The sequence below is a fragment of the Kaistella polysaccharea genome (genome assembly GCF_020410745.1).
Taxonomy (GTDB): Bacteria; Bacteroidota; Bacteroidia; order Flavobacteriales; family Weeksellaceae; genus Kaistella; species Kaistella polysaccharea.
In genome coordinates, this window is sequence record NZ_CP084528.1 from 2,151,280 (window position 1) to 2,175,434 (window position 24,155).

Sequence of the window (24,155 nt, forward strand, 5' to 3'; positions counted from 1 at the left end):
CAGGTTTTTTTATGTTTAAATTCTCAGCAGATTGAACATCTTATATTAATTGAACAGTCTAAAATGTAGTTAATAAAACATTAACATAGTTCTGCCCTTTAACATTCACAATTGATTAAAATTGGGTTATTTTTAAAGTCGAAAAGTACGTTATTTATAACCATTATAAATTAAAAACTAATAAATGTATTATTCTACGCTGACTGTAAGACATTTTCCTATCGATTTTTCATTTTTTATAGTAAAAAGCCTCATTTGCCATAATTTCTCCTAAACATTCTAGACTTTTCTTAGATAAACCATTTTAAGTTTGCAAGTGTTAAGAATTTTTAACATATTTGCAGAAATATAATATTAAATTTTGTTAATATGAATGTAAAATTAGGAGTGTTAACGGCTGGAGCTCTTTTCTTTTTAGGAAGCCAATCGATTTTAGCACAACAAAAAGACACCATCAAAACTGCTGATGTCGAAGAGGTTGTAGTTTTAGGTTATGTTAAAAGAAAGGCTACCGAAGTTACAGGTAGCTCCGTTCAGTTAACTAATGATAAAATTAACACCCCTGCAGCGATTAGTGTAGATCAAGCATTACAGGGTAAAGCACCCGGTGTTCAGGTTAATGCCTCTTCAGGTACACCTGGTTCTGTACAGGACATCCGAATTCGTGGGGTAGGTTCGCTTACCGCAAGTAACTCGCCACTGTACGTAATCGACGGTATTCCTGTTGTAAACGGAAACACCAGTGCATCCACAAGTATTTCTTCACTTTCAACCTTGGCTTCAATCAACAACCAGGATATTGAAAGTGTTACGGTATTGAAAGATGCCTCTGCAACTGCTGCTTATGGAGCACGTGGATCCAACGGGGTAATTGTAATTACTACCAAAAGAGGTAAAAAAGGTCAAACTCGTTTTAACCTTAATACCAGTATTGGTTTCCAGAATGATGCATATAGTAAGCGAAACGGTTTAACTGGAGCGCAGAAATATGAATTGTTAGAAGAAGCTGTCTTTAACCAATATGGCGAAAGATTCGGTTTTAAAAAAAGCGACGCGATTGACTTCATGGTTTCAAGGAATCTATTTATTGGTGGCGCTAATATGTGGGACGGTACTGAGTACAACTGGCCAGATTTATTAGCACGTAAAAATGCAATGTCTAACACTGTTGATTTCAGTCTATCGGGAGGTGCAGATAAAAGCACCATTTATGCATCTTTAGGTTATAATAATACCGAAGCTACCGTAATCGGACCTGCATTCGAACGTTTGTCCGGAGCATTAAGATACACCAACAAGTTAACAGACAAAGTTACTTTCGAAACTTCAGTTAACGGTTCTTGGATCAAACAAAATCCAATTTTAGAAGGGGGATCTTTCTTCTCCAATCCTTTTATTACAAAAGTATTGATGAACCCATGGGCTAACCCATACAATGCTGATGGTAGTTTGAATATCTATGATATCCAGGAGTATACAAGTATTCATAACTCACTTTACACTTTAGCAAATAATATTTCTAGAAGTAAATTGATCAGAGGGATCTCAAATACGAAAGTAGATTATGAGATCATTAAAAATCTTACCTTCACTACAAGAATGGGTATTGATTTACAATTGAATGATTACCGTAACTATAATAACAGATATCACGGTGACGGAGATGGAACAAAAGGTTATTCTGAAAGACAAATGTCTACCAACTATAACTGGGTAACTCAAAACTCGTTGAACTATAATTTCAGAGCTGGTGATGATCACCGTTTTGACTTAACTGCTTTATTTGAGCACCAAAGAAATCAAGATGAAGGTCTTTACGGATACGGGGAGAATTTCCCAGCTGACGGTTTGACAAACATCGCTTCTGCCGGCGCAAATAAAGACGCATCTTCTTATTTTCTAGATTGGAAAAACACTTCTTACTTAGGAATGTTCAACTATACCTACGCAGGTAAATTTGTATTAGATGCTACGATTAGAGAAGAAGGATCATCTCGTTTTGCTGCAGGTAAAAGATTTGGTACATTCTGGTCTGTAGGTGCTGCTTACAATTTACACAAAGATTTATTAGCAAACGTATTTGATGTTTTCAGAATTAGAGGTTCTTACGGTTTAACCGGAAACTCTGGTGTTGGACTTAACGCATACCAAGCGCTTCTTTCTTACGATGCGGATTATGATGGAAACGGTGCAGCTTATGCAAGTGTTTTCGGAAATGAAGATCTAACATGGGAGAAAAATAAAACAGTTGATGCGGGTATCGAATTTGAAGCTTTAGATAGAAGATTAACAGGATCATTTGCTTACTTTAACAAATATACGTACGATCTACTACAAAATGTTCCACTTTCTAGAACAACAGGTTTCGCGGTACAAGCGCAAAACGTGGGAGCAGTTAGAAACAAAGGTTTTGAAGCAATGTTAGGTTATGACATCATCAAATCTGAAAATTTCAACTGGAATTTATCTGCGAACATCGCCACACTTGATAATAAAGTGGAAATTCTTAAATTAGATGGTAATGGTAACCCAATTAATCCAAGTGCTGGTTCAAGTTATTCAAATACCGAAGTAGGTAAATCTATTAGATATTGGTTTATGCCGACTTGGGCTGGTGTTAATGTAGATACTGGTGCGCCAGAATGGTTTCTTAACGGCGTTGATGGAGAGAAAACTTCAAACCTTAACAAGGCAGCTCGTTATGACCAGGGTACAGCAATTCCTAAGTATACAGGAGGAATTAGCACAAATATTACCGTTAAGAACATTTTCTTAAATGCAAGTTTGTATTTTGCGGGTGGACATAAAGTTTACGAACAATATGCACAGTTTTATATGAGAACTAATGGTTTCACGTTAATAAATTACAATGGTGTTGAAGAATTGATGGAAAGATGGCAGAAACCAGGTGACGTTACTGACGTTCCTAAATTGTCACTTACAAATGATAACTTCCATGCTACATCATCAAGACACCTTTATGACGGTACTTTTGCTAGATTGAAAGATATTACTTTAGGGTACAATCTTCCAAACAGTGCAATTAGATTGTTAGGAATAGAAGGTCTTGCTTTCTCAGTAAGAGGTTCTAACCTTTGGACTTGGGTGAAAGATAAAAACCTATTATTAGATCCCGAAACTGGCGCAGCTGGTTTTACAACCTTAACAACTCCACCTGTGAAGGCAGTTATTTTCGGTGTAAACGTTAAATTTTAATACATATAAATAAATGAGAAAGACAATATATTTAGCACTAACACTTGCACTTTCTGCACCCATGATTAATTCGTGTAGAGACGAAAGTTTAGACCCAACCTTACAGCAGTCGAAAGATTTAGGGACCAGTATTAATACACTGGAAGATTTAACTGCGATAGTGAATGCGGGGTATAACAGAATGAGTCAGACAGCTTACTACGGTAGAGATTATATCATCTTTGGTGAAGTAAGAACAGACAACGCATATTCTAATTCAAATTCGAATAGATTTGTGACGCCAGCAGCGATGAAAATGACGCCAAATGATGCGTATGCAGCAGATACTTGGGCTCAAATTTATGCAGCGATTGCCAGTGCGAACATTGCGATCAATAAAGATGCAGCGTCAATCAGTGCTGGAACACCAGGTGAAATCAATCAAGTAAAGGGTGAAGCACTTATCATGAGAGCTTTAGGTCATTTCGATTTGGTTAAATTGTATGGTCAGCAACATGTAAATGGTGGTGGTATGAGTGCTTTAGGAGTACCTTACGTTACTACTTTTAGAGAGGTTGATTATTTACTTCCAAAAAGAAATACTGTTCAGGAAGTATATACCATGGCTTTGAAAGATTTAAATGATGCATTAGCAATGATGGATCCTGCTTTGAACCGTGATGCTCATTACTTTACAACCGATGCTGCAAATGCTTTAAAAGCAAGAATGGCATTATATTTCAAAGATTACAAGTTGGCAGAAGAATCTGCATTGAAAGTAATTGAAAGCGGAAACTACGCGGTAGCATCTAAAGCTGCGTTCCCAGGAACTTTCACAACTGATTATACTGCAAATCAAATTTTTTCTATCGCTGCCAGTGAAACTGACAATATGGGAATTAATGGTTTAGCAAATATCTATCAGAAAGGTTCTTACGGTGATGTTGCTGTTCTTAAAAATATTTTTGATCAGTTTGCTGTAGGAGATGTTAGAAAAGACATGATCACATATGACGGGAAATTCTACCGTAATACGGGTAAATATCCTTCAAGAGATCCTTTCAAAGATGACATTCCTGTAATCAGATATGAAGAAGTAGTACTCACGTACGCAGAAGCATTATTCAGAAATGGTAAAACTGCTGAAGCATTGGTTTACCTGAATATGATTCCTGCAAACAGAGGTGCTGAGCTTTATGCAGCTGCTACATTGGAAAATATTCTTTTAGAAAGAAGAAAAGAACTTGCATTCGAAGGATTTAGATTCTACGATCTTGCAAGAACTGGACGAGATATTCCTAAAGTTGATATTGCACAAACATTCGGTCCGACAAGCGTACCATTTGGAAGCTATAATTACGCGTTCCCTATTCCAAATTCAGAAATTGGAGCCAACTCCAACGTTGTACAGAATAGTGGTTACTAAATTTTAGATAAATTATTTCATTAAGTCCGTCTCAAATTAAATTTTGAGACGGATTTTTTATTTCATACCGTCCGAATCTGTCGTCCTTTTTTATTTCATCATATTTCTTACATTTGTAAACCAAATAAAAATAATGAGATACCTCCTTTTCTGTCTACTTTTTTTTAGTTACGGAGTTCATGCTCAGACTCTCAACAAAACAGATTCAAATCGGGTGAAACCCAGCGACACTTTAGTTGTTGATTCAGGTTTCAAAGATTCATTGAAGATTTTCAAACCTACCATTTACGATTATACTTATCAGACCCAATTTTCCGAGAAGAAGATTTTCGATACGGTTTTTACAAAAGATAAAACTTTCATATTCACGCAATATAACAATCGCGACAATTTTGGGCGCGTACAATTCGCCAACATCGGTTCTGGTTTCCAGCAACTTGTTTATGAAGTGAATGCTGAGCAGAATTTGTCTTTGCTTCCAACCAACAAATCCTATTTTATTAAAGGCATTGACCAGATAAAATATTACGATGTTAAAACGCCAACAACCGCATTTGTTTATCATAATTCCATGAGGAATGGCGCAGTTTTACAATCTACTTACACCCAAAATATCGGAAAAACTTTTAATTTCGCCGTAGAATATACTGGACTTCGGTCTCAGGGTTTATACCGAAATTCTTTAGCCTCCAATAATTCTACCGAATTTTCCGGGCACTATCTTTCTAAAAATGCAAAGTATGAAGTTTTTGCGCACTTTATTCACCAGAATGTAAACAACCAGGAAAACGGAGGAATTGCCGATATTGATTTATTTCTGAATGGAAACTCTGATTTTAACAACCGTGAAAATTTAGAAGTAAATCTGTCCAATTCTACTTCCCGCTTCGGGTACAGGCGATATTATTTCAGTCAGGAATTTCGACCGTTTGCATCGGAGAAATTTCCTTTTAAAATTCGCCACACCATTTTTCATCAGGGGAATAAATATTACTACAACCAATCGGCTCCGGAAAACTACTATTTTACAGAAGCTTCGGAACTGTTAGATTATCCGGCTTCTTCCAAAAAATATTCAAAAAATCTCAGCAATACGGTTAGTATTCTTTTTGATAAAGAAAACTTTAAGTTAGACGCGGGTTTACGCCATCAAATTATTAAATTGGGAATTGGTGCAGACTTGCCTTCAAATCTAAATATTCCGACAGAACTTTCCGAAAACCGCTTGGGTGCAGTCGGCAATTTAAAAATTAACCTTTGGAATAAAGTCGCCCTTAATTCCAATTTAGAATTTTCGAGCGGAAAAGAATTTGGCAGTTTTTTGCGTTCTCAGAATCTCCTCCGGTTTGAACCTATTCCAGATTATTTCGTGAATGCAAAGGTGAATTTTCAAACCTCTTCACCGAGTTTTAATCTCCTCATTAATCCGTCGGTCTACAAGAAATTCAACTATTACTTAGAAGATCCAAAGAACGAAAGTATTACAGAAATCGGTGGCGATGTTAATTTAAAATGGTTTCAAAGTAAGGTTTTTGGTAATTTCTTTCGTATAGATAATTATACGCATCTCAATACTGAGGCCCAACCAGAGCAGAGTTCCAGTTCTTTGAATATTTCTCAGCTCGGCGGGGAAGCAACGTTTAGTTATGGCAAGTTTCATCTCAATCCAAAAGTGCTCATCCAGAGTTCCTTAGGAAATAAAGATGTTTTACCCATGCCGAATATCGTTGGAAGAGCAAATTTATTTTGGCAATCTAAAGCTTTCAAAAAGGCCGCAGAAATCCAAACTGGAATTAAAGTATACTATTTTTCGAAATTTGCCTCTCGGGAATATTTCCCTGTTCTGAACGAGTTTATTTTACCTGATGCAAATTCGTACTCTATTGGAGGACAGCCGATTGTTGATGTATATTTTAATCTGAAGGTGAAAAGGATGTTTTTCTTTATTGAGGCCCAACATCTTAACACCACAATTATGAAGAACAAATCATTTACTGCACCTTATTATCCGTTGTATGATTTCCGCTTAAATCTGGGAATTGTATGGTATTTATTTAGCTAAAAAAATATTTTGAAGAAAATTACAAACATTCCTTTTTTAGATATTGATAGCATTCCTCTGCTTATCAAGGATTTTCTCACCCAGAAAGTTCCGGGTTTTGACGCTAAAGTTTTTACCTATGAAAACATGGAGCAACAAATTGGTCTGAAGAGTAAATCTTTTCCGAAAGAACAGCGCGAAACTCTGTGTAAGGTTCTCGAAAAGCAATATTCAGCATTTAAGTTAAGTGACAAGCAGCAGGAAAATTTAGCGCTATTAGGTGAGGAAAATACGTTTACCGTAACAACGGGTCATCAATTGAATCTTTTTACAGGACCTGCTTTTTTCGTCTATAAAATTTTGCAAACCATCAAATTAGCGGAGGTTTTAAAGGGGAAATTTCCTGACGCTCATTTTGTTCCCTTGTTTTGGATGGCTTCGGAAGATCATGATTTTGAGGAAATCAATCATTTTAAAACAACGGAGAATTATTACGAAACTAAAGGTAAATCTGGTGGTGCAGTCGGCCAAATTAAAGTAGAGGACACTTTTTTCATTTCCCAGTTTGAGGAAGAGTTTAAAGATTCCGTCTTTGGGACAGAACTTATTTTATTGCTTAAAAAAGCGTATAAAATCGGGAATACTTTAACACAGGCGACTCAAATTATTGTTCAGGAACTTTTTTCAGATTTTGGTTTATTGGTGCTTGATGGCGATGATGTTGAATTAAAGTCTGCGATGAAACCTGTTTTCAAAGAAGACTTGGTGAATCAAACCTTGAGTAAGAAGTCTGAAGATCTGGTTTCCTTATTGTCTGAGAAATATGGGAAGGTTCAGGTGAATCCGCGCGAGATTAATTTATTTTATCTTTCCGAAACCCGCGATCGAATTGCTTTTGAAGACGGTCGTTATCACATTGTGGACCGGAAGCAGTCATTTTCAGAAGAAGAAATTTTAAATGAATTGGAAAATCATCCGGAACGTTTCAGTCCAAATGCTTTATTAAGACCGGTTTATCAGGAAACAGTATTGCCGAATCTCGCTTATATTGGCGGTAATGCGGAAATTATGTATTGGCTGGAACTAAAAGATTATTTTGACGAAATTAACCTGCCTTTCCCCATTTTAATTCCACGGAATTCGATGCTAATGTTAAGGGAAAAGACGCTTAATAAAATTGAAAAATTTGATTTAGAGATCTCCGATTTTTTCAAAAATTTTGCGACGGTAATGAAAGGCCTTCTCCTTGAAGGAAATGAAATTTTACCTTATCTGAATAAGCAGGAAGAAGTTTTGAAAAAACACTTTACCGAATTAAAAGAGCAGGCATCTTTAACCGAAAAAACTTTTGGAAATTTAGTGGGAGCTGAAGAAACCCGACAGCTGAAATCTTTTGATCGTATGAAGAAAAGACTGCTTCGTGCCGAACGAATTAAACAATCAGAAAAAATGGAACGACTGGAAAAGATTTTTTCCACCGTTCATCCTGGAAATATTTGGCAGGAACGCATCTATAATTTTTCAGTTTTCTATGCAGATCTCGGCAGAGACTGGCTTTATAATTGTTATGAGGAGATAGAAGTTGAAAAGTCGGAATTAATAATTTTTACTATTTAATTTTAAAGCAGTATTTTTGTAAATATTTATCTTGAAGATGATCAAAAACTTTTTCCTTATAGCCGGTCTCACGGTCTTTGCGAGTTTATCGGCCCAAAAAACCCATACGGTTGTCAAGGGCGATAATCCTTATAATATTGCCAAGCGATATGGTTTATCTGTTGACGATTTGGTGAAGTTAAATCCTTTTGCAAAAGACGGTAAAGTATCAATCGGTGATGTTTTGGTCATCAATAAATCTGCAGCAGTTTCAACAAATACGACAAAACCGGTCATTTCTTCAGATAAATTAGGGAAGATTATCCTTAAACCTAAGCAGACGATTTACGGAATCACGAAACAATATCAAATTTCTGAAAGTGATTTAAGACGATTAAATCCTAACCTCGATTCTAACATGAAAATTGGGGACGAAGTTATTTTGCCCTTTGCCAGTATTCAAAAATTTGGAGACTCAGCACCCGTTGCAGTGCAGGTTTCAGAACCTGTAAAAACCACTCCCGAAAGTGTTAATGAAGAACCAAAAGTTTCAGTTTCGCTGGATAAGAATTCTTACACTGTTCAGCCGAAAGACAATTATTATAAACTTTCCCGAAAATTCAATTTAACGCAGAAAGAGCTTTTCGCCCTCAATCCTGGTTTAGAAGAAAAAGGATTACAACCTGGTGATATCATCACTATTCAGGGACAAGGCGGAACTAAAACAGTAGCTGTTCATGAAGATAATACGGTACAAGAGGAATCGTCAAGTGCTAATTCTACAACTTCTGTTGCCGACGATTATGTTACTTATGTAGTGCAACAAGGTGATACCGTATTTGGACTTTTGAACCGATTTGGTGTGACGCTAGATGATTTGATCAATTTAAATCCCAATCTTAGTGAAGGCCTAAAAGTCGGAATGGTGTTAAAAATCAAGAAGTTAGATTCCGTTTATGTAAAAAAATCGGGTGATGTTCTTAATATTGTTTTGATGTTGCCTTTTGGTTTTGACACCAATGATTCCAAATACAGAAATTTATCCCTTGATTTCCTCGCAGGTGCAAAACTTGCAGTCGAGCGAAATGCCAAAAGCGGAAAAAAACTTGATATTAAAGTAATCGATGCGGGGAATGAAAAAAGTTTTAAAAACTCTTTAACGCAGATTAACCAATCCAATACCGATTTAATTATCGGCCCTTTCTTTAAATCAAGTGTTTTAGAAGTGTTGGATTATGTGAAAACGAGTAAAATCCCTGTGGTTGCGCCTTTTGCAAATTCTGATGATTTGCTGGTTCACAACAATTTAATCATTATTGAAACCAATGAATTGGTTTATGCCGATCGTCTTGTAAAAGAAGTGAAAGATGCTTATTCTGATCAGAAAATATATATCGTCGCTGATGCCGATCAGACCCTTGCAAAATACGTTCGCACCAATCTGGAAAAAACATTAAAAAATCCGAATATTATCGTAGTGAAATCCGCTGCTGATATTCAACCAGATCAAAATATGATGACGGGACAAGCTGCTCCTGTTATTGCAGTTTTGCTGAATAAAAGTGAAGAAGCTGGCGACGCTTTTGCAAACAGATTGATGACTTTGTCTAAAGATGTTCAGGGCTTAAAAGCTTTCAGTATGTTTTACTCGCCGATTTTTGAGAGAAATGTAGATGAATTAAGTCAAAGTAGTTTGGTTTATTTAATGGACCGAACAATCGATACCGAGGGAACTTTCGAAAAAGGAATTTTGGCAGATTACAAAAAGAAATATTGTAAAACACCATCCAAATATGCGGTAATTGGCTTCGACGTTGTGAATGATATGTTAAGCCGCGAAAATAAAAAAGGCGAAATTTTTAAACAGATGAATAAAGTCCAAACTCAATTGGCGACTAAATTCGAATTTGAGAAAACAAAAACCGGCGCTTATGTAAACAAAGGTTACCGTGTTGTTCGCTTATTTCCCAATTAAAATAATTGAAATAAATAAAAATTAGAAGTTAATTCTGATTGATCTGTAAAATAATATATGAAAGCACTTGTATTTCCTGGGCAAGGTTCACAATATGTCGGGATGGGAAATGAATTATACAATTCCCGCAAAGACATTAAAGATTTAATGGACTCTGCCAATCATATTTTAGGTTTTGATATTCTTTCTGCCATGTTCAAAGGAACTGAGGAAGATTTGAAAAAAACTGAAGTTACCCAACCTGCCATTTTTATTTACTCCGTCGCGGCTTTAAAAGCGGTGAACGGAATTTCTCCTTCTATGGTCGCTGGTCATTCTCTCGGCGAATTTTCTGCTTTGGTTGCCAATGGAGTTTTAAGTTTCGAAGATGGATTAAAATTGGTTTCAACGCGTGCGAAAGCCATGCAGGAAGCCTGTGATGCAAATCCGAGTTCAATGGCTGCCATTCTTGGTTTAGCTGATGATGTGGTCGAAAGAATTTGTGAAGAAACTCCAGGTATTGTAGTTCCTGCGAATTATAACTGTCCCGGACAATTGGTAATTTCTGGCGAGACAAAAGCCGTAGAACTGGCGTGTCAAAACATGAAAGATGCGGGCGCTAAACGTGCCTTAATGCTTCCAGTAAATGGTGCATTTCACTCTCCACTCATGATGCCTGCACAAGAAAAATTAGCGGAAGCAATCCATAATACCAAGTTTTATAAACCTACGATGGATGTTTATCAGAATATCACCACAACCGCTGTTGAAGATCCAGAAGATATTAAGAAAAATCTGATCGCTCAACTTACAGGCCCGGTAAGATGGACGCAATCTGTACAAAATATGATTAAAAAAGGAGCGACTTCTTTTGTAGAAGTTGGTCCCGGAAAAACCCTTCAAGGTTTGATCAAAAAAATAAACAGCGACGTTCTCGTTTCTTCCGCAATTTAATACGAAAAGAGTATGATTTTTTCACCTGGAAAATTATTGCTCACCTCCGAATATGTCGTTCTCGACGGCGCTTTAGCTCTTGCTGTTCCAACAAAATGGGGGCAAGAGTTTTTTGTTGATGAATTTCTAGACGGTAAATCATTGGTTCAATGGACAGCTTTGCATCAGGGAAAAGCTTGGTTAGACGCGGAAATTGATTACAAAAATGCAAGGATTATAAGATCTAATATTCCAGATTCGGCAGCTTTTATTGTGAAAGTTCTTCTTGAAGTTAAAAGACTTTCCGAAACTCATTTACAATCCGATCATTCTTACGCCATTAGAACCAATCTTCAGTTTCCCGCCGATTACGGATTGGGAAGCAGTTCTACTTTAATGAATAATTTGGCCCAATGGTCTGGCGTTGATGCTTTTCAATTGAATGAAAACTGTCTGGGCGGAAGTGGTTACGATATCGCCGTTGCACAGGAGCAGTCTGCAATTCTATACCGGAATATACCAGAAAGAAAAGTTCAGAAAGTTGCATTCAATCCAGTTTTTAAAGATGATTTAATATTTATCCATCTTAATAAAAAGCAGGACAGCCGCGAAGGAATTAATTTATACCGGTCAAAAGAAAAGTCGACCGACCTTATTAATGAGTTTTCGGCAATTACAGAAAAGGTTTTAAAAACTGAAAATCTCCGTGATTTTTCTGATTTGATGAATTTGCACGAAACCAAACTGGGGGAATTTCTGGGAATTAAAACTGCAAAGGAAAAACATTTTAAAGATTGTCCGGTCTTCATTAAAAGTCTCGGCGCTTGGGGTGGCGATTTTGTAATGAGTTCGAAATTTCCCGGATACCGCGAGTATTTTGCGGAAAAAGGATATGTAACTATTTTTTCGTACGCTGAATTAATTGCATAATCATCAAGAAGATAGGTATTTAAAGTTTTTTTGCAGATTCTGATGAATATCAGTATTTTTAAAACTTCTTACTAAACATTAATCATTAAATTTGTGTTTTACTAAAAATCAGATATAAATAGACATTATGAAGAACATCAAAATCATCCAACAGCTGCATAATCTTGGTATTACAGGCTATGAAGAAGTATCTTATAATCCAAGTTATGAGGAACTGTTTATCGCAGAATTGTCCACTAAAAATGCGGGTTTTGAAAAAGGAGCAGTAACCGATTCTGGAGCTGTAGCCGTTAAAACCGGAGTTTTTACTGGCCGTTCGCCGAAAGACCGTTACATCGTTGAAGATGATATTAGTAAAAATACAATTCATTGGGATGGTAAAGTAAATTTACCAACTACTCCTGAAATCTTCCAAAGCTGTAAAGAAGTAGTTTTAAAACAATTGTCTTCATCTAAAAAGATTTATGTTGTTGATGCATTTTGTGGTACAAATCCAGATACAAGACTGAAAGTACGATTCATTATGGAAGTCGCTTGGCAAGCGCATTTTGTTACCAATATGTTCATTCGTCCTTCTAATTTCGAACTTGAGAATTTCGGTGAGCCTGATTTTATTGTAATTAATGGTTCTAAAACAACCAATCCAAACTGGAAAGAGCAGGGGTTAAATTCCGAAAATTTTGTCATGTTCAATCTGACCGAAAGAATGCAGATTATTGGTGGAACTTGGTATGGTGGCGAAATGAAAAAAGGAATGTTTGCTATGATGAACTATTACCTTCCTTTAAAAGGAATGGCATCTATGCACTGTTCTGCAAACGTAGGTGAAGAAGGTGATGTTGCTTTATTCTTCGGTTTATCTGGTACTGGTAAAACAACACTTTCTGCAGATCCTAAAAGATACTTAATCGGTGACGACGAGCACGGTTGGGATGACAACGGCGTTTTCAATTTTGAAGGCGGTTGTTACGCGAAAGTAATTGACCTGTCAGAAGAAAAAGAACCAGATATTTTCAAAGCGATCAGAAGAGATTCTTTGTTGGAAAATGTAGTGGTTAACGAATATGGTGAAGCCGATTACAAAGACAATTCAATTACAGAAAATACGCGGGTTTCTTATCCAATTTATCATATCAGCAAAATTGTATTGCCTTCAAAAGCAGGTCACGCAAAAAAAATCGTGTATTTATCCGCAGATGCATTTGGAGTATTGCCTCCGGTTTCTGTCTTGAATGAAGATCAGGCACAGTATCACTTCCTTTGCGGTTATACCTCAAAATTAGCGGGAACTGAGAGAGGAATTACAGAGCCACAACCATCATTCTCTCCAGCTTTTGGGGAGGCGTTCTTAACGTTGCATCCAACGATGTATTCTAAAACACTGATCGGTAAAATGAAAGAGCACGGCGCAAAAGCCTATTTGGTAAACACGGGCTGGAACGGAACAGGAAAAAGAATTTCTTTAAAAGATACCCGGGCAATTATTGATGCTATTATCGATGGATCAATTGACAAGGCAGAGAAAACTACAATTCCAATTATGAATCTGGAAATTCCTAATGCTCTACCAAATGTTTCGGAAGGAATTCTGGACCCGAGATCAACTTACGCCAGCGCTGCTGAGTGGGAAGTAAAAGCGAAGGATTTAGCGGCACGTTACATTAAAAACTTCGAGCAGTATTGCGATAATGATGAAGCTAAAAAATTAGTAGCAGCAGGACCGCAACTTTAAAAGTAGCAACTATACATACAATTCCCTCAGTATACTGGGGGAATTTTTTGTGCATTCTTAAAATAGAATACAAACAGTTTACATCAACATCGGTTTTTTGTAGAATAAATTTCTATGATCTTGTTGAAATTTAATATTTTATTAATCACTCTGGAAATAGTTGATTATTTAGTGAAATAGCGTTAATATATCAGCAATTTGACTATTTTAGAACCGAAAATCTAATCCTAAATAATAGTATCTATTTAAAATTTAAATTTATGCAAAAAGCAATTTTACTTTTTACCGTGTTCGTTTCCAGCGTTCTTTTTTCTCAAATTCGATTTGAAAAAGGATATTTTATCGATAATTCTGATAACAAAACAGAATGTCTTATAAAAGATCTTGGATGGAAAAATAATCCAACGACATTTCAATATAAATTATCGGAGACTTCTGAGATTATGACGGAAAACATTAAAAATGTAAAACTTTTTGAAGTTGATAATCAGGTAAAATTTTTGAGAGCTACTGTGAAAATTGACCGTTCTAGCAGTGATGTAAAAGATATGAGCCCCACGAAAGAACCCCAATTTATAGAAGAGCAGGTTTTCCTGAAGCAACTGGTGAACGGAGAGGCAAATTTGTACAGTTATTCAGATGGTGGTTTTATCAGATATTTTCTTCAGATGGGAAATGGTCAAATTGATCAATTAATTTACAAACCATATGAAGTAGAGGCCCAAAAAGTAGCCTATAACGAGGACTATAAGACGCAGTTAAAAAATGTCCTGACCTGTCAGGGAATCTTTAACAACACCTTTGATAATCTGGCTTATTCTGAAAAAAGTTTTACCAATTTATTTTTGAAACACAACAATTGCGCTAACCCGGATTATGTAAATGTATCCAATAATACCAGCAAAGGTAAATTCAATATAGCCATTCGCCCGCGTATTAATTTTTCAAGTTATACTCAAAATAATTTTGAAAGACCAGAGGCAAGTTTCGAAATGGATCAAAAAATGACTTTTGGAGTCGGAGTAGAATTCGAATACTTACTGCCATTTAACAAAAACAAATGGGCCGTAATTGTAGAACCTACCTACCAGTCTTATAAAAATGAAGATACCAGACAAATCAATGGAACATTAACGACCAAAGTTGACTATAGTACCATTCAGCTTCCTGTTGGTATAAGACACTATATGTTTCTAAATGACACGTCACAACTTTTTGTAAATGCGCAGTATGTGATGGATGTGAGCTCGAAATTTACATATGAAGTCAATAATGATGGTGGGAAAACCTATAATTATGTTGATAAGAAACCAAGTTCTAATTTTGCACTTGGTGTAGGCTACAAATACAAATCGAAATTTGGTGCAGAATTTAGATATTTCACTAAGAAAAATGTTGCCAGAGATATCTATTACGATTTTACATATAATAGTTTTTCCTTTATTTTAAGTTACAATATATTCTAGGGAATTGAAATTTTGATATAAAAGTGTAATTAATAAAAACAAAGAGAACATAAAACTCTAAAATGTGAATAAAATCATCCTAATTTCCATTCTTCTAGTTTTTACAAGTTGTGATAAAAAAGAGGAAACGAAAAATCTAACTCAATTAGAAACTTCGAAAATTGAAAAATTAGTAGCTGAAGATAAAGTAAATAATCAGGTAGCAGATAATTCTTTAGGTTCGGTAGATTTGCAAGCAAGTACAGCCCGTGATAATAAAGTGCAGCAGGCGAAAGAACTCATAGATGAAGTGAATTCAATTGTTAAAAAAGGAATTTTAAAACAGTTGAATATTTCTGAAGTCAATGATGTGATAAATCCACTGATGAATAAATACGAAACTTTGATCGCTAAATTATCAGCTCAAGAAAAAAAAGAGGTTGAAGAATATCGCATGCTTGAAATGAGTAAAGTTGTTGATCTACAAGTTGAAAATAGTAAATAAAAGTATGTTTCAGGAATTGCTTTAATATAGAGGCATCCTTAATATTTATAAAATATAAAAAAATAACCCACTGAAATTCAGTGGGTTATTTTAATTAATGTGGAGTTGGAGGGATTCGAACCCTCGTCCAAACAAGCAACACATAAGGTTTCTACATGCTTATTCTGCTATTGGTTTTCGAATAAAAGCAGAGAGCAAACACCCAACTTTTACCTTATCTTCTAAATTTTTCGATCCTGAACCGAAGTTTTTCAGGACTTATTTCCGCATTGCTATACCCCAGAATCAGACGTCGCGAAACAGAACTTCTGTGGGATATCTTACCTCCTTACTATCTTCAGGAGAGCGCTGAATCCTACTGTAATTCGGATTAAGCTGCAAGAGCAAACTCTTGGTCGCCAGTTAAAATTTTGTAGCAAGGGATTAAAGAGATCGCGCTACGGTTCTCTGCATGCTTACTTATCCATTGATCTTGCTGTCGAAACCAGTCAACCCCAATTTTTGTAAGGTCACAAAGGTAAACAAAAAATATTTCAAATGGTACTGAATTTTACTTTGAGCGAAATTGAAGATTTGCAAGAAGCAGGGTCGGAGCATGGGCGTATCCTAAATGCGGGAGATTGGTGCTCGCCGCCTGCGGCGGCTCGCGCCAATCTCCCGCATTTAGGTCGGGCTTTCCGTTGCAATCTTTTTTGGGTTTGGCGCGGCTTTGCCGCGCAAAACCCAAAAAAAGGATTTCCTCTACAATCCCTTAGGCAAAATCCCGCTTCTTAAACAATCATCTTAAATTTAGAAGCGAGAGCAATCTGCCAAAGCCAAAAATCTCCTGTACCTAGTTTCCATCTACGTCCAACCTTGTCAGGGTTCCAAACCCTGACAAGGTTAATCAACTTATTTTTCTCAACTTAAAAAAGAAGATTAGCAAATCTTCAATTTAATTATCGTGAAAACCATTTCTTTCATTAATGCTTAAAAAAAATCCAGACGGCCATAGGTAAATGAAACGCCTTTTCACTCGTAATTTAAACAGTGAATAACTCAAAAATCTTTGCGCCTTTTCGTAAAATTTTACTAAAGTATTAAAGATTTTAACAAAGACTCAATCCTCAATTTCTAAAAAAATCATAAAACCCGTTAAAGCAGGTTAAACTTTTCTTTGGTACAATTCAAATGCATCAAATCAGTTCAATATCCAATTACATTTACTCAAATTATTTGGATGAAAACAAAACTACTATTTGCCTTTTTTCTCTTTTCAGTTTCTCTTCTCTTTGCGCAAAAAAAGTATGTGATCGGAAATGTGAAAAATGAAGTTCAGAATAACATTCCTCAAACCTACATTTACAATCCTCGTACGGAAGAAATGGTGATAACCGATATTTCAGGAGATTTCATTATTTCTGCAATCGCCTCTGATGAATTGCGAGTTGTTAAAAATGGTTTCGAACGATTGACATTGAAAGTTCAAGATGATAATTTTAGCAATCCATTAAACCTTGTCCTTTTCAAACTACCTTACGAAATCGAAGAAGTAGCCATCGCATTTAATCCAACAGGGGATTTAAAAAGGGATCTTGCCTATTTTAAAACCTCGCCGCGGAAAGAGAAATTGAATGATGAGATGACCCAATATATGCGCGGTCCAGTTCCGGATGCAATGCCGCAAAACACAATTCCGTCCATGTTTGCTCAGAGGAAACCAGGTGAGGGACAAATTCCTCTTCTAAGCATTGGCAGTGGAGGAAATGGCGGCGTCGTGGGATTACTTGTGAGCGCTATCGCAGGTAAAAAAAATAAATCAACATCGCCCAATTATGCCGAAGTTGAAGATTTTTATCGTCGCGTAAAAGATGTGATTGATCTTAATTATTTTAAAACGTATGGATTGTCTGAATATGATTTTGATGTTTTTTTGGCGTATGTAGATCGGGCAAATTCACTTTCGAAAAAGTATCATAAAAACTTCAATAAACTCATAATCGAATCGGAACTGAAATTGGCTTTGGTCGAATATCTCAAAACGCACAAAGTTGGATCTTGATGGTACGCAGTATTTCCCTTTTTCTTCTTTTAATTTCATTAAATCTTTTTTCCCAAAATGTCTCTGGCATTGTCAGTGATGATGAAGGAAATGCACTTCCTGGAACATTGGTTTTTAATATGAAGTCAGAAGAAAAGGTGTATTCGAATCTAAATGGAGCGTTTACAATTGCTGCTTCGCTGAATGATGAACTTCGTTTTGTTCGTGTGGGATTTGAAAGAAATTCGAAATACATTGCTCTCCAGGATTTTGGATCAAATTTGCAAATAATTCTGACCAGAAATGCTGCAGAAATCGAGGAGGTGAAAATCGTACGGCTGACAGGTGATATCAATCAAGATTCTAAAAATTTAACAAAGGTAGACCAGGTTTATGAACTTCAGAAAGAAATCGGAGTTCCTCTTCCTCCAGAAAAACCTCGGGAAAAACCTGCGGATTTCAAAAAAGATGTTTTATTAACCCTTGTAAGTTTAAGTATAAAACCTCAGGCGATTTACGATTTGATCAGTGGCGATGCAAGACGTATGAAAGCAGAATATCGCTATGAAGATCTCCAGGACAACATTACTTGGATCAGGAAGAGAGTTGCAGATGATTATTTTCTGCAAATGGGAATTCCAGTCGAAAAAATTTCAGCATTTGTACAATTTTCAATGGGTAATAATCCCGAAATTACGCAAGCCATAAAGGCGGGAAACTTGTCGAAAGTACTTTTTACTTTTGAAGAAACTTTACCAATTTTTCTGACGAGAATATCTAATAAAGTCAACCCTTAATGTGGCGTTTTGCGTTGTTACTAGCCGTCGGGATCACCATGCATGTTTCTGGGCAAACGGTTACGGGGTCGGTTGTGGATGAAGATCAGAATTTGATTTCCGCAGTTTTAGTTTTTAATATTACAAATGAGGCAAAAGTCTTTACCAATAACAAGGGAGAATTTGAAATTTCTGCCGGTCCGAATGACGAAATCCGTTTCATCCGGAAGGGTTTTGAGAGAAGCGCAAAATCCATTAAAAATGAGGATCTTGGTGTTTGGATGACCATCAAAGTGACTCGAAATACAGAGGCGATTGAAGAAGTGAGAATTGTTTATCAACCCACCGGAGATTTAAAAAAAGATTTGCCGAATTATGGGGACTCCAAACCGGTTGCAAAGTTAAAAGGAGAAACCGCAAAATATATTCGCTCGAAATCTGCACCAGAAGTTTTAGCACCAAAACCTGGGGAATTTGTACAGCCAAAAGTTTCCGGGATTATTAATGGAAAAGTTGACGATCAATGGGACCATATTGATTTTATGGAATATTTGATCAGTTATTTGGGCGTGGAATTTTTCATCGAAAATTTGCAACTTAAAAAGACGGAAATCCAACCCTTTATTTATTACATTTTCCGAAATTTCGAACGCCGCGAAATTCTCTTTCGTGGATCGGCAAGTTCGGCCGATATTTCCCGGTTTATAAATGAAAGCTATCTTAAATTAGAAGCCTACCAGAATAATTTACCTAATAATCCTCCCAACAAGAAAAATCGAAAGCCATAATATTTACGCTTTATTAATATCTTTTAAATATTAATGCAATTTTTTAGAAAGGATTGTAGTTTCTAAACCGAAAAAAACTTGTCAATTTTAGAGCCTCGCTTTAATTATTCATACCTTTATTCTTTAAAAAAGGACCATCCTCTAAAAAACAAAATACAATTCGTATGAACAGGAATATTATTGCCATTGCGATTGCCGCCTTCGGTTTCATCATCGGCCTTGGGATTTTGGGCAGCGCCATTAAAAATAGAAATAAAGCGGACAATACCATTTCAGTGACGGGTTTGGGAACAAATAAATTTACCTCCGACTTAATTGCCTGGAGCGGTAATTTTTCCCGGAACAGTTTTGAACTCAAATCAGCGTACGACGATCTCGCCGATGATAAAAAAGTAATTGAGAATTATCTCACTTCTAAAGGAATTCCGATAGATCAGATGGTTTTTTCCGCGGTAGATATTCAGAAACAATTTAATTATGGCAGTGATGCAAACGGAAGAAGTACGCAAACTTTTGCCGGATATCAATTATCACAAACCGTTTCCATAGACAGCAAAGACGTGGCAAAAGTGGAAAACCTTTCCCGTAATATTACCGAAATTATCAATCTCGGAATAGAATTCACCTCTTCACCACCAAATTACTTTTATACCAAATTAGGCGACGTAAAACATCAGATGATTGCCGATGCCACCAAAGATGCAAAACAGCGCGCGGAGAAAATTGCGGAAAATGCAGGGGCAAAATTGGGGAATCTGAAAAAAGCAACCATGGGCGTTACCCAAATTACCGCACCAAATTCTACGGAAGAATTTTCCTATGGTGGAACATTTAATACTTCTTCAAAAAATAAGGAAGCCAGTATCACCATCAAACTGGAATATGAAGTGAATTAAACAATTTGTAGTGGGAAATGGAAGCATGAATTTCCAGTTTTATTTTCAGATTTCCTCACAAAAATTTATAATTAAATATCTTAAAAAAAATGGAAAATCATCTTTTAAATGAGAGCTTCGGCACTTTATCAGAAACCATCAACGGTTTAGTAAAAATTGGTTATATCCACGATTTTAATATTCTGGAAGACTGTCTAGTTTGCCATCAAGCCAATTTAAAATTGTCACCGGCAGAATTTCATATTGAAAAGGTTTACCGTTTTGAAGGGGTGTCAGATCCAGATGATCAAGCGATTCTGTACGTAATTTCTTCGCCGAAGTTTAATATGAAAGGAACTTTAGTCAATGGGTATGGAATTTCCTCCGATGAAAATACATCAAAAATAATCGAACAGTTAGAAACTCACCCGTTATCTGTTACCTCAGAAATAAAATCTAATGAGGCAACTACACTTCGGCCCGAAGGAAACCGGGTTTTAGATGCACCACTCGTAGAAATGAATTTAGACGAATTCATCAACCTCATTAAAAATGAAATAACCTGGAAAGACAGCGATCGTAATTCGGTCACGATTTTTAAATCTGAAACGATGAGAATTGTCTTGATGGGACTTCGTGAAAATGCCGAATTAAAACCACACAAAGCAAACGGTGTTATCAGCGTTCAGGTTTTGGAGGGAAAAGTAGAATTCGGTACCGAATCTCAAACCACTGTTTTAAAAAAAGGGCAAATGATCGCGCTTCACGAAAATATTATGCATCGCGTTCTAGCACTGAAAGACAGTTTCTTCTTATTGACTCTTGCGATGAACGCTAAGAAATAAAGAATTTTAATTGTAAACAACATCAAATATTTCTTCTTTGATCCCGTCTGTTTTTTCGGGATTCCAGTTGGCGAGTAGCCAAAGATTTAATTCGTTCTTTTCGGGATCGTAAGGCGGTTGCACATAATTTTCATCGACGACACTAAAACCATTTTCTTCATAGAAGGAAATTCTGCGTTTTGCGTCGTCGTTCAATTCTGCGGGTTCTACTTCCAAGATAATTCTCGAATATTTTTTAAAAAGATCTTTAATAATTTGAGAACCATATTTTTTACTTCTGAATTCGGAGAATATTTCAAAATGTTCCAGGAAAACAAAATCGGTCATTTCCCAGCAAATTAGATATCCAATGTTTTCCAATTCGTGGAGAACCGAAAAAATTTTCACCTTTGGATTACAAAACAGTGCGCGAAATTGTTTTTCACTTCGTTGTTCATCGATGGGGAAACTTTCGCGGTATGATTTATATATTTCAACAGCGCGAAAATCTTCGTGGTGATTAATCTCTAAATATTCCATTCTAAAATTTAATTGGTAATAAGGGGCTAAAGGTCGAAAACACTCGGCCTCCTTGTGATAAACATATCTTTAATCCACAGCGTAAAAGCCAATCCAAGATAGATTAGAAAAAAAACGCCCGCCGTTGCAAATGTAGAATAGATGAAAAATACGCGCAGTTTAGAAACCGGGATTCCCAGTTTGGTTCCCATTCTGGTGAGAACGCCAAACCAGCGTTTTTCAATTGAATGTTTAAGATTTGTCAGCATATAAAGATGTTAATTCAAAGATACTTATTTTGCCTGAATTGAGTAAAATGTGCTCTTTAAAAAAAATCATTTTTATGAATATGCTTGAACTGTTGTGTATGGAATAATTTTCGCTGGACCACTTCGATAAAACGACATGATGAAAAAAATTCTCTTTTTAATTCCGTTATTAATATTTTCCTGCACCAAAAAAGAAATCGTTTCTGATATTTCTTCAACTACAGATACATTGCCGGCAATAAGTAAAACCTACAAAGAACTTCCGGTAGATTTGGCAAAAGAGGGAATTGTAACGATTCAGGATGCATCGAAAAAAAATCCTTCACAAACATTTCGCGTCGTTGAAGAAAATAAAATAATAAAAACGATTAATGGTGATATGCTTCCCGTTATTATTTATGAGGAATTAACTGCGGATCAGGACCAGTTTATTATTAAAATTAAAAACTTTAACGGTAAAGGCATTTCTGGAGAAATTAATCCGGAAAATTCCCAAATGAATATCAGGTTTAATCAAATTAAATTCCCCACAGGTGATTACGATGGACCATTTACCCGAGAAATTGCAACACCTATAAATGAAAGCGGCGAGGTCTGGCTTATCATTGGTAAAAGCAATATGGGTTCGGGCGAAAGCACGGGGAAATTTAGTGTAAGTCTGAAATAATATCAGAAAAAAATCCATCGTAAATGATGGATTTCTATCTTTATAAATGAGCGAACCTTATTCGCAAACTGCTTCTTTATTGATGAATCTTTCCGCAAGACCGGTCAAAGTAGCGTTGGTTGCTTTTTCGTTATCTAAGGTTTCAGCTAATAAACGTTCTGCTTCTTTGTGGCCCATGTGACTTGCAAAAACTTTCAGCGTTCCGTAGGTGGCAATTTCGTAATGCTCTACTTTTTGTGCTGCTAAGACCAAACCTGCATCACGCGTCATGGTATCTTTGGTCGTATCTTCAATGATTGATTTTCCTTCTTTTAAAATACCGGCCATCGCTTCGCATTTTACAGCTTCTGCTTTTTCGCCTAAACTTTCGAATACTTTTTCTAAACGGGAAATATGCTTTTTCGTTTCTTCATGATGGGTTCCAAAACTTTCTGCCAATTCCTTACTTGTTGCAGCTTCCTGCATTTTTGGCAACTCTGTTAACAATGCATTTTCAGCCCAATATAAATCTTTCAGCTCATCTACAAAAAATTTGTGGAAATCAGAATTTTTCATTTTGTCAGTTATCATAATATTTATTTTAGATGTTAAATCTTTTAAAGTACAATTACCCTTCCATTCAAGGATTTGAATAGTTAATCTTATGTTAAACCCTATGGTTGGTACAATTTCTGAATAAGAAATATTAATTAAAAATTTCGATTATGAAAAATATCTTTTTATCCGCAATCGTGGCCACTGCTACGCTTGCGAGCTGTTCCACCGTTTCATCAATTTTGCAGAATACCTTTCCGTATAACGCTACGGTTTTGGTAACGTCCGGTTCGCCGGCCGATACCACATTGTCTGCTGTTTCTGCAGCACAAAGCGTTACTCAGCTTACAGGTGCTGGTGCTAATGTGAAAGATATCCGCGTGTCAAATGCTACCATTTCCGTGGGATCTAGCAGCAGCATTGGACTTTTTAAATCGGTGAAAGTATATCTTTCCAACAATGGTGCTGATGAGGTTTTAGTTGCTTCTCGGGAAAACATTCCCGATAACGTAGGAAGTTCAGTTCAACTTGACGTAAATACTTCTCAGACACTTGATCGTATCATGAAATCTGGGTCGGTTCAACAAAGGATGGTTTATGTTTTAAAACAGTCACCAACGTCAGACATGTCTGTGAAAACTTCAGTTGGATTTAGCAGCGTACCAATTACAAACTAATAATTTTTAGCAGCGCGATGATCATTCATCTGGTGAAAAGTCTAACCGGCTTTCACTACTCGCTTCCCGATCAAATGCATCGGGAGAGCTCAAACAGGCCGTTCAATCCGGGCTAGAATAAAGAACATATTTCCTCAGACAATAACCGATCCTTGTGATTGGTTATTTTTTTTACCTCTTAGCTTATTTTAACATTTGGAAGTAATTGGCTGAAATTGTTATGTAAATTAGCTTTACCCTTAATCTTTTAAAGCAGAAAATTCCAAAAATTCTTTAAATCTAAATTCCTCTATTTATAACTTGTTTTCACTTCAATTCTACCATTTATACAAAAACGAAAGATTTTATACGTGTAAATCTGTGAAATCCGTGCGGAAAAGATTCTGTTTTATATCATCAAAATTCTAAAGATCTCTATTTATAAGTTGTTTTCACTCCAATTTCACCAT

General features: G+C 36.1%; 20 protein-coding genes and 1 other RNA gene. 17 read left to right on the forward strand and 4 right to left on the reverse strand.

Annotation, left to right across the window (positions count from 1 at the left end):
- Nucleotides 1-369: 369 nt before the first annotated feature.
- From LC814_RS10070 to LC814_RS10115, 10 genes are all read left to right on the forward strand, one after another.
- A complete protein-coding gene (locus LC814_RS10070; RefSeq protein ID WP_226063805.1) occupies nt 370-3,216 on the forward strand; it encodes a SusC/RagA family TonB-linked outer membrane protein in 2,847 nt (948 codons plus the stop codon).
- 13 nt (nt 3,217-3,229) lie between these two features.
- Nucleotides 3,230-4,621, forward strand: a complete 1,392-nt coding sequence (locus LC814_RS10075) for a RagB/SusD family nutrient uptake outer membrane protein (protein WP_226063806.1) — start codon at nt 3,230-3,232, stop codon at nt 4,619-4,621.
- A gap of 133 nt (nt 4,622-4,754) precedes the next feature.
- Nucleotides 4,755-6,683: a putative porin gene (locus tag LC814_RS10080; RefSeq protein ID WP_226063807.1), complete on the forward strand. Its 1,929-nt coding sequence runs from the start codon at nt 4,755-4,757 to the stop codon at nt 6,681-6,683.
- A gap of 9 nt (nt 6,684-6,692) precedes the next feature.
- On the forward strand, nt 6,693-8,279 hold the full coding sequence (gene bshC, locus LC814_RS10085; RefSeq protein WP_226063808.1) for a bacillithiol biosynthesis cysteine-adding enzyme BshC: 1,587 nt from the start codon (nt 6,693-6,695) through the stop codon (nt 8,277-8,279).
- A 37-nt stretch (nt 8,280-8,316) separates the two neighbouring features.
- Nucleotides 8,317-10,233: a LysM peptidoglycan-binding domain-containing protein gene (locus tag LC814_RS10090; protein ID WP_226063809.1), complete on the forward strand. Its 1,917-nt coding sequence runs from the start codon at nt 8,317-8,319 to the stop codon at nt 10,231-10,233.
- Nucleotides 10,234-10,290: 57 nt separating this feature from the next.
- Nucleotides 10,291-11,166, forward strand: a complete 876-nt coding sequence (gene fabD, locus LC814_RS10095) for an ACP S-malonyltransferase (RefSeq protein ID WP_226063810.1) — start codon at nt 10,291-10,293, stop codon at nt 11,164-11,166.
- A gap of 12 nt (nt 11,167-11,178) precedes the next feature.
- Complete coding sequence (locus tag LC814_RS10100) at nt 11,179-12,075, forward strand: GYDIA family GHMP kinase (RefSeq protein WP_226063811.1); 897 nt, start codon at nt 11,179-11,181, stop codon at nt 12,073-12,075.
- A 127-nt stretch (nt 12,076-12,202) separates the two neighbouring features.
- Nucleotides 12,203-13,807 (forward strand): phosphoenolpyruvate carboxykinase (ATP), encoded by a 1,605-nt coding sequence (gene pckA / locus LC814_RS10105; RefSeq protein ID WP_226063812.1) that lies wholly within the window; start codon nt 12,203-12,205, stop codon nt 13,805-13,807.
- A gap of 260 nt (nt 13,808-14,067) precedes the next feature.
- Nucleotides 14,068-15,273: a porin family protein gene (locus LC814_RS10110; protein ID WP_226063813.1), complete on the forward strand. Its 1,206-nt coding sequence runs from the start codon at nt 14,068-14,070 to the stop codon at nt 15,271-15,273.
- Nucleotides 15,274-15,337: 64 nt separating this feature from the next.
- On the forward strand, nt 15,338-15,757 hold the full coding sequence (locus LC814_RS10115) for a hypothetical protein (protein ID WP_226063814.1): 420 nt from the start codon (nt 15,338-15,340) through the stop codon (nt 15,755-15,757).
- Nucleotides 15,758-15,854: 97 nt separating this feature from the next.
- On the opposite strand, the gene ssrA is transcribed toward LC814_RS10115, so the two are convergent.
- Nucleotides 15,855-16,253, reverse strand: a transfer-messenger RNA (tmRNA) gene (gene ssrA, locus LC814_RS10120).
- A gap of 723 nt (nt 16,254-16,976) precedes the next feature.
- Here ssrA and LC814_RS10125 point away from each other — a divergent pair.
- The 5 genes from LC814_RS10125 to LC814_RS10145 all read left to right on the forward strand — a co-directional run bounded on the left by LC814_RS10125 (nt 16,977) and on the right by LC814_RS10145 (nt 21,061).
- Nucleotides 16,977-17,798, forward strand: coding sequence for a hypothetical protein (locus LC814_RS10125; protein WP_226063815.1), 822 nt, complete (start codon nt 16,977-16,979; stop codon nt 17,796-17,798).
- Complete coding sequence (locus LC814_RS10130) at nt 17,798-18,574, forward strand: carboxypeptidase-like regulatory domain-containing protein (RefSeq protein WP_226063816.1); 777 nt, start codon at nt 17,798-17,800, stop codon at nt 18,572-18,574. Before LC814_RS10125 ends, LC814_RS10130 begins: the two co-directional genes overlap by 1 nt.
- A complete protein-coding gene (locus tag LC814_RS10135) occupies nt 18,574-19,341 on the forward strand; it encodes a hypothetical protein (RefSeq protein ID WP_226063817.1) in 768 nt (255 codons plus the stop codon). Before LC814_RS10130 ends, LC814_RS10135 begins: the two co-directional genes overlap by 1 nt.
- A gap of 164 nt (nt 19,342-19,505) precedes the next feature.
- On the forward strand, nt 19,506-20,237 hold the full coding sequence (locus LC814_RS10140) for an SIMPL domain-containing protein (protein ID WP_226063818.1): 732 nt from the start codon (nt 19,506-19,508) through the stop codon (nt 20,235-20,237).
- Nucleotides 20,238-20,326: 89 nt separating this feature from the next.
- Nucleotides 20,327-21,061: a cupin domain-containing protein gene (locus LC814_RS10145; RefSeq protein WP_226063819.1), complete on the forward strand. Its 735-nt coding sequence runs from the start codon at nt 20,327-20,329 to the stop codon at nt 21,059-21,061.
- Between the two features lie 6 nt (nt 21,062-21,067).
- Here the strand turns inward: LC814_RS10145 and LC814_RS10150 are convergent, their stop codons facing one another.
- Together LC814_RS10150 and LC814_RS10155 are read right to left on the reverse strand one after the other, a co-directional pair.
- The gene (locus LC814_RS10150) at nt 21,068-21,580 is read right to left on the reverse strand and encodes a GNAT family N-acetyltransferase (protein ID WP_226063820.1); all 513 of its coding nucleotides are present in this window, start codon (nt 21,578-21,580) and stop codon (nt 21,068-21,070) included.
- Between the two features lie 26 nt (nt 21,581-21,606).
- Nucleotides 21,607-21,828, reverse strand: a complete 222-nt coding sequence (locus LC814_RS10155) for a PspC family transcriptional regulator (RefSeq protein ID WP_226063821.1) — start codon at nt 21,826-21,828, stop codon at nt 21,607-21,609.
- A 136-nt stretch (nt 21,829-21,964) separates the two neighbouring features.
- Here LC814_RS10155 and LC814_RS10160 point away from each other — a divergent pair, with 136 nt between their 5' ends.
- Nucleotides 21,965-22,495, forward strand: a complete 531-nt coding sequence (locus LC814_RS10160; RefSeq protein ID WP_226063822.1) for a hypothetical protein — start codon at nt 21,965-21,967, stop codon at nt 22,493-22,495.
- Nucleotides 22,496-22,552: 57 nt separating this feature from the next.
- Here the strand turns inward: LC814_RS10160 and LC814_RS10165 are convergent, their stop codons facing one another.
- The gene (locus tag LC814_RS10165) at nt 22,553-23,065 is read right to left on the reverse strand and encodes a YciE/YciF ferroxidase family protein (RefSeq protein WP_226063823.1); all 513 of its coding nucleotides are present in this window, start codon (nt 23,063-23,065) and stop codon (nt 22,553-22,555) included.
- 134 nt (nt 23,066-23,199) lie between these two features.
- Between LC814_RS10165 and LC814_RS10170 the strand changes: the two genes are divergently transcribed.
- Complete coding sequence (locus tag LC814_RS10170; protein WP_226063824.1) at nt 23,200-23,706, forward strand: hypothetical protein; 507 nt, start codon at nt 23,200-23,202, stop codon at nt 23,704-23,706.
- The last annotated feature ends 449 nt before the right edge of the window (nt 23,707-24,155 follow it).